This is a genomic window from Paractinoplanes ferrugineus (genome assembly GCF_016862195.1).
GTDB classification, from domain to species: domain Bacteria; phylum Actinomycetota; class Actinomycetes; order Mycobacteriales; family Micromonosporaceae; genus Actinoplanes; species Actinoplanes ferrugineus.
Window position 1 is genome coordinate 1 of the sequence record NZ_BOMM01000072.1, and the last position, 6272, is coordinate 6272.

The 6272-nt window shown below is 61.7% G+C and carries 7 protein-coding genes and 1 pseudogene; 3 read left to right on the plus strand and 5 right to left on the minus strand.

Annotated features, from left to right (window positions below):
- On the minus strand, positions 1–484 hold a 484-nt coding region (locus tag Afe05nite_RS37855), incomplete at its 3' end, for an adenylate/guanylate cyclase domain-containing protein (protein ID WP_203822142.1).
- Positions 485–1221: 737 nt separating this feature from the next.
- Positions 1222–1713 carry a hypothetical protein gene (locus Afe05nite_RS37860; RefSeq protein WP_203822143.1) on the minus strand — a complete coding sequence of 164 codons (492 nt, stop codon included), beginning with the start codon at positions 1711–1713 and terminating at the stop codon, positions 1222–1224.
- Between the two features lie 511 nt (positions 1714–2224).
- Here Afe05nite_RS37860 and Afe05nite_RS37865 point away from each other — a divergent pair.
- Both Afe05nite_RS37865 and Afe05nite_RS37870 read left to right on the plus strand, forming a co-directional pair.
- Positions 2225–2968 carry a hypothetical protein gene (locus tag Afe05nite_RS37865; protein ID WP_203822144.1) on the plus strand — a complete coding sequence of 248 codons (744 nt, stop codon included), beginning with the start codon at positions 2225–2227 and terminating at the stop codon, positions 2966–2968.
- A gap of 59 nt (positions 2969–3027) precedes the next feature.
- Entirely contained in the window at positions 3028–3396 is a 369-nt protein-coding gene (locus tag Afe05nite_RS37870) for a hypothetical protein (RefSeq protein ID WP_203822145.1), read from the plus strand.
- 665 nt (positions 3397–4061) lie between these two features.
- On the opposite strand, the gene Afe05nite_RS37875 is transcribed toward Afe05nite_RS37870, so the two are convergent.
- On the minus strand, positions 4062–4415 hold the full coding sequence (locus Afe05nite_RS37875; RefSeq protein ID WP_203822146.1) for a hypothetical protein: 354 nt from the start codon (positions 4413–4415) through the stop codon (positions 4062–4064).
- Positions 4416–4789: 374 nt separating this feature from the next.
- Between Afe05nite_RS37875 and Afe05nite_RS37880 the strand changes: the two genes are divergently transcribed.
- Positions 4790–5194, plus strand: coding sequence for a hypothetical protein (locus tag Afe05nite_RS37880; RefSeq protein WP_203822147.1), 405 nt, complete (start codon positions 4790–4792; stop codon positions 5192–5194).
- On the opposite strand, the gene Afe05nite_RS44280 is transcribed toward Afe05nite_RS37880, so the two are convergent.
- Entirely contained in the window at positions 5141–5947 is an 807-nt protein-coding gene (locus tag Afe05nite_RS44280; protein WP_239118504.1) for a hypothetical protein, read from the minus strand. The genes Afe05nite_RS37880 and Afe05nite_RS44280 overlap by 54 nt on opposite strands.
- Positions 5948–6176: 229 nt before the next feature.
- Positions 6177–6236: pseudogene (locus tag Afe05nite_RS45165) on the minus strand (hypothetical protein); the annotation flags it as partial.
- Positions 6237–6272 lie beyond the last annotated feature (36 nt).

The window sequence follows — 6272 nt, forward strand, 5'->3', positions numbered from 1 at the left end:
ACTCTGTGATGAGCCGGTAGACGGCGACGGGTTCCGGCAACCCTTTGAGTACCAGGTCGTCGACTCGGATGAAGTCGAACTCGCTCGATTTGGCTACGTTCCGGACTGCGGCGGTCACGTATACCGAGTTGACCGGCACATACTTCTCCATGCGGGCTGCGACAACCACTCCTTCGCCCAGCACGTCCGTCTCATAGGAGATAACATCGCAGGTGTTCAGCGCAATCCGGCATTCTTTGAGGTCGCCGGCGGGTCCATTTCCCCGAGAGTCGAACAACTGAATGATCTCTGTGGCGGCATGCAGCGCGCTAGTGGCGCTCGGAAAGGTAACCAGATACCCGTCCCCGGTGAACTTGATGACCGTCCCGCCAAGACGCTCTGTCAACGGTCTGATCGGGGCGGCGGAATCCCGCATCATCTCCATCATCCGCGTACCCGGCGACGCGCTGATCGCGGTGGTGGAATCGACGAGATCGACCGTCATGACGGTCACGGTGCGAAAGTCCACAGGTGACTCCTGTCGGTGACATTTTCCCGGCCGGTTTAGGAATATTCAGAACATAGCGGCTCGTCCACTGTGAGGCACCGTCTCCGCGTGCAGGGTGAATCGGATGGTCGGCTGAGGGTGGGTGGGCCGTTGATCCGCTATGCTCCGGAAGGTCATCAAGCTTGCGCGGCGGAACGGGCTATTGGGTGGAGGTGAAGCCGACGGTGGGCATAGGGCTTTGGTGATCGCTAGCGAGACCCATGAACTGTCCTCCTGCAATAACGGTGCCGAACTGGTGACGCGCATGCTTACCGAGCGTGGATTCACAACGACGTCGATCCCGGACGGCGAAGCCACCCGGTCCTGCATCCCTGGCGCGTTTCCGGAGCTGATCCCTAACATCGTCCCAGCCCACACAGTCGACATGTTCCATGCTGGCCGGGCCGCAGTTCGCTATTGAGCAGCCTACGGAAGCCGAGTTCCGTCGGCCTGAAAGGCATCCGTCTGACAGGGCGGTCCCGATCCAACGCGCTTGCCGGGCGGCTGGTGACATACGGATCTCGAGAGCGCACACGGAAATATCCCTCCTATCCTTGCTCAGATTTATATCTAAATAAATTGAACCACCCAAGGACCGCGCACCCGCAATGGATTACAGTTTCTCGCGAGACGAATTTCAAAGCGCTTCCTGAGTGCAGCTATGATGAACTTCCCGCAGGGCTTGGCGAAGAATTTCACGGATCTTTGCCAGAAGACTCGGTGCGGCTTGGACAGCAATTCTTGCGTTTCATTACGACAGGCCCCAACGAGCGATATGGTTCAATTCCACGATTCGTCGCCGTGTTGCGGGGCGCCAGCAGGGCGGTACCGACGTCCTGCTGATGCCGGTAACCGGGTGTACGGATGCAGCGGGCCGATGCCCTGGGATACAGGAAGTAGCTCAGGGACGGCGGCCGGCCATTTGTATGCGACCAAGCCGGCGGTTCAAGCCCCTCGCAGATATCTGCGAGTTTCGAGAACGGACAGCGGACCCTAGAAGGCACCCGCGGCAGACGTCTCGGAGCGCGGAACACCGGCCGCCTGGTGAAGGCGGTGCAGCCGGTCCGCTCGATCCAGCCGGGAACGTGCCGAGCATTCCGGGTCATCCCGTCGGTGCCGATGTCGTCGAAGGCACCCAGCGCATTGGCCGAGTGGTGCCCGTCGATCGCCGAGGCCTGGTCGATCATGTTTGCTTGATTGGCTCGACTCGGCGCACCAGCGCGCTCGGCGAGGCGGAGCAGCCCAGCGGTGCAGACGACAGCGCCCGTAAACGTGCTCCTCTAGCCGGCGGACTCGCACCCAGGCGTCAACCCTTCACAGGCCGTCGCTCGGCGCGAACTAGCGCAACCACCCAGCGCGGAGTTTCAGGGGGCTCGGCCCCTTAGGCAGAAATAACGAGCGCCACCGGCCCGCGCTTTATGCGGACAGACGGTGCCTAGGCGCTCGCGGGCGACATTGGGGTCGAACCAGTGACCTCTCCGTGTCAAGGACCGATTACGAGGCTATGGCTTCGGCAGAAAAGGCCTGTGAGCTGCACATACAGTCCACGGCTGTCCGTCTCGACCAGCCACGATCTTTGCAGTTGTCACTCAGTTAGTCACTCTCGTGAGCTCGACGGGACCAACCCGCGTCCTCGATCTGGCATGCTTACGTTGCGCCCACTGTGGACGCGCCACCGACGTGCGAGGTTGAATGATAATGGAGCTGGCTCGACTCTGCTTAGGGATGCTCCTTGCAGTGACGGCACCAGTCAACATTCCCTTTCTTAGTATTCGACGAGGCTGGGCCTCCTTTACTACATTCATCCTGGCCGCCTACTCCGCCTTCGCCGTACTCGATTTTACCAAATCACTTTTTCTTTGTATCGCCGCAACCGTTCTAAGCTTCGCAATCGTTACTCGGGCGCACGGTAAAACATGGAAGCCTTCTCCCTCGTGGGAGCTTGGGCTCATACTGAGACGAGCGCCGAGGCCTCCATTCGGCGCTCTTGGAATTATTGCCTTGATGGCGACGGCGAGTTTCTTCCTGCGAGGCTCACGAGTCTTCTCCGAGACAGAAAGAGTGTTGGTCGATAATCGGATTGCCGTTGTGGTAATCACGGCGCTACTGGCGATATTTTCGACCAACGATATCGTTTTAACGATCGTCCGACCTTATGTGCGAGTCCTCGATGCTAGTGACGACAAGGTTAGCGCCTTGGCTCCTTCGGGAATCTATCTCGGTTGGATAGAGAGAGCCTTGGTTTTTGCCTTCGTCGCATCGAGTCAAGCCGACGCCGCCGCACTCACAATCGCTGCAAAGTCTTTGGTTCGTCTCCCAGAAGTCCAAAGGGACCAAGAAATCTTTGGTGAGTATGTTATCGTAGGTACGCTGGCGAGCTCACTTGCGGCGACTCTTCTGGCCGTTGCGGGCCGCCTTGCCCTGGGAATTTCCCCTCTCTAGGCAGGCCTGGTGAAATGCATAATCCTTTTGAAAGCATCCTTTTCAAGGAGCTGATATCGTTGCAGCTTCCGGTCAAGGATTTTGTGATTGCCGGCAGCGGACCTTTGTTCGTTCGCGGCTGGATCTCAGACCCCCATGACCTAGATATAGTCGCACGCGGTTCGGCGTGGCAAATGTCAAAAGCCCTAGGCGCCGTTCAAAAGGCACCCTATTCGACAACACAACATGTCCAGCTTTTCGACGGAAACTTAGAAGTACTCGACGGATGGTTCCCTGAGATCTGGCCGGTTGACGAGCTAATTAATACCGCAGATATCATCGACGGAATTCGCTTCATGGCACTGAATGTTGTCCTAGAAACAAAGTTGATGATGGGCCGTGAACGCGACCTCGAGCACGTTGAGGTTCTTCATGCTCACGGGTATTAAGGTGAGTCGGTGACGGCCCCGCGCGCCTACGCGCAGGCAGGCCACTGGCCTGCCGTCGACCCCTTGACCGCCAGGGTCGCAGAGGCTCCGCTATCCAGGGTGGCCAGTTTGTGGCCTTTGCTTGCGACGTGAAGCGCCCTTGACGGTGGAGCGGCGGCCCGGACAACATATGCGCCGCCGCACCCGGAGTTCGTCGGCCGTGAGTCGCCACAGCGATCAGCCGGTCCGCTTCGCCTAGGCCGTGCCGGTCGCCGCCAGCCTAATCGACACCTTGACAACCCCACTCCAACTTATCGTCTACGCGGCTCGACTCCGCGGTTCCACACCAGCCGACGGGCTGCTTGCGTGCCCTCGGCCAAGCGTCAACGGCGGCCCGACACGCGCCCTGTCGGCGGCGTGAGCGGACCGCTTGGGGCCGCCTTGAAGACGTACGAAATTTGTCGGGTGATCCTCAGGGCTGTCCCTCGCGGACATGCCCTCGCGCACTGTCTAGTCCCACCTGATGCTTGCTAGTCCCACCTGATGCTTGATGTTCCCATCCCAGGTGTTGCTTGACGATTGGTCTAGGTTTCGGTGACTTTGCGGGGTCGAGAAGTATCAGGTCCAGAGGCCATGGCCTTCACGGCCGGATGGGTCCAGCGTGAGCAAGTCTTCATGCAGCGCGTTTAGGTAGCGCCCGGTGGGCTGTCCAGTAGGGCCGGTCCTGCCAGTGCCCACCCTGGCAGACCTTCGCCTGGGTTGTCGACTGTGAGTTGGGCGAGCATGGCGAAGGCCGTCTCGTAGGCGACCGCACGGGCCAACTGGGCCACGTCGTGCGCGCTGGCGCCGGAGTTGATGGCGCGTTGTGCTGCGGGAAGGTTGCTGATGCCATCACGCCAGCCGTTGATCGTCTCGGGCCATATGTTTTGCAGGAACCGATATCGAGCCAGCTGCGGGATGTTCTCGCTGATCTCGGACTTACCCCATCCTTGGGGATCGTCGCATCCCAGCTCGTGCAATGCGGTCACGATCCAGTCCAACCGCTGACGGTCCTCGACCGAGAGCGCCTGAAGCCAAGTCCGATGATCACTCATGCACCTGATTGAAGCACTGGTCATGGCTAGCTCGGTTTCGTCTTGCGGGGTCGGTGGCCTTCGATGCTGCGGACGGGCTGCTGGTTGGTGCGTCGAATGATCTGTGGACCGGTGTCGGTGTGAATAGTCAGGTCGGTACCGGTGACCTCGATCGCGACGGTCTTGCCCCTCGTGCACAACTGCCCTTGTGCCGTGTCGAGTCTCATGACGTCCGTGACAGATCGATCTCGGGACGTGGGTGACACATCCGGCTAGATGATCTGGGGTTGCTTCGCTGATCTGGTCGCTGAGTTTATCGGCCCGTGTCGGATGATGTGGTCATGACGGGGCAGCAGTGGCGACCGGTAGTGGCGATCGGCAATCACGGCTTGGTGCTTGGTCTGGATGCTGACGCGTCGTGGGTGGTGGTCGACGGTGAGCAGGTTCGGGGTGTCGCCCTCGGCGCGAACTTGATGATGTTGTTGCCGTTACTTGAGCAGCCGCACCGACGGTTGTCAGCGGCAGTAGCGGCGGAGGTGCTGTTGGTGCCGCCCTGGGACGAGTTGCTGGTGTTCGCACTTGGTTGGCCGACTGAGTATTGGCCCGGTCTCGCGTTGGGGTGGCTGGAAGACGGCTATCCGTTGGCCGGGGTGCGCAACGCTGTCTGCGTGGTGAAGGACGACACTCGCAGGTCACAGCCATTGCGGCACCGTGCGTTGCGGTTGAGCAGGGGTGCCGTCTGCTGACTGCTCGGTCGGTGTTCGACGTGGTTGACCGAGGTGGCGGCCCGCAGGTTCGGGCTTTCGGGCTTTGAACCGGGCGATGGTCTTGGTGGTGGTGCGGGGGACTTGAATCAGGACCTGGTCGCCGTCCAGGACGCGGAAGCTTGTGTCGGCTTCCTCGACGGTGACGGTGTGGCCGGCGTGACCGATCCCGACCTGGATCTTCTGGCCCGCAATGGCGATGCTGCCGAGGCTACTCACGCGCCGGTCGACCCGCAGCGCCTCGGTCGTCGCGGCGGGTGGTGGTCCGCCCGGTCGGGCGTCGCGCGGGCGGGCCAGGTCGGTCGGCGTGAGCGGATTCGACAGGCTGCGCAGGACTCTGCGGTTCGCGTCGAGCAGGTGCAGAACTCCGTGGTCGAGACGGGCGGTGACCCGTTGTCCGGCGAGGTGGTAGCCCACGGGGTGCTGGCGTCCGGCGAGGGCGATGAGGCCGGTGGCGTTGACGAGCCTGTCGACCTCGATTGGTCCACCCGCCTTGGCCGGGCCGGTGCTGATGGGTGGCGGTCCGGCTGGGCGGCCGCCGTCGGCCAGCAACTGCCGCAGATGGTTGAGGGTGAGCCTGGACGGAACGGTTTTCAGGCGTGACCCGTTGAGAAGCAGGTGGATGACGGTGGTGTCGGCCCAGAGCGTGATCTCGCGTCCGGCATGAGTGACGCCGAGCCAGAACTGTTGTCCGCGGACGGCGAGGTTGCCCGACGCAGGAACGGTCCGGCTCACCTCGACGGCCAGGGGTCGGTCCTGCGACTGCCAGCGGCGGCTCGTCCGTGGGCGTCACCGTCGCCGCAGTCGCGGCGATGGCCGGTTCGTTGGCAGATGTCAGCGAGGACGGCAACCGCAGCGGGATGTCGTCGTCGACGCGGGTGACGAACCGGTCCGCGGGGAAGTCCATGTCCAGGGACTGGTGGGGCCGGTCGGTGTTGTATTCATGCCGGAACTTGTCGACGGCGGCCTGGGCGTCGGCGACCGAAGCGAACGGCGGGTGGTCGTCGAGCAGCTCCCGACGCAACGTGTGGTGGAACCGTTCGACCTTGCCCGTGGTCTT